Raw genomic sequence first — 497 nt, 5'->3', positions numbered from 1 at the left:
TAGACCGTCGAGTTGCCGCTGCCGTCGGTGAGGATGTTACCGCTCGCACCAAAACCGGTCGGAACGCTCGGCGCACCGGTCGAGCCCGGGATCGGCGCGTTCTTGAAGGTGATGACTTTACCGTTGACGTTCAGCGTCGAGCCGTCGGTGATCGTCGCACCCAGTGAGGCCGAGGTCGTGGTCCGGTTGACGGACACCGTGGCGTTGCCGCCGCCGACCGATGCGCTCAGGCCGAGAGCCTTGAGCAGGTCGGCCTTGCCGGTGACGCTCAGATCCGCACCCGTCGAGCTTCTCAGCGTGACGGCACCGCCGCCAACGCTCGAAGCGGTCTGGTTGTTGCTCGTAGCGATCGTCGCAGCGCCGGAGCTGATGGCGACCGTCTTGACGCCGCTGGCGAGATCGACCGCGGTCAACAGGTCGTCGACCGTCGCAGCCGGGGCGCCGGCAGTACCGAGATAAACGGTGGTGTTGCCGTTGCCGTCGGTGACGAGGCGGCC

General features: G+C 67.0%; 1 protein-coding gene. It reads right to left on the bottom strand.

Translation table 11 applies throughout. The features are described from left to right. On the bottom strand, positions 1 to 497 hold a 497-nt coding region (locus tag AC24YW_RS36615), incomplete at both ends, for a DUF1522 domain-containing protein (RefSeq protein WP_487487216.1).

Source organism: Bradyrhizobium sp. USDA3516, assembly GCF_057651995.1.
Note: the sequence above shows the minus strand (reverse complement) of the source record. Positions and strands in the feature narration are given on the sequence as shown.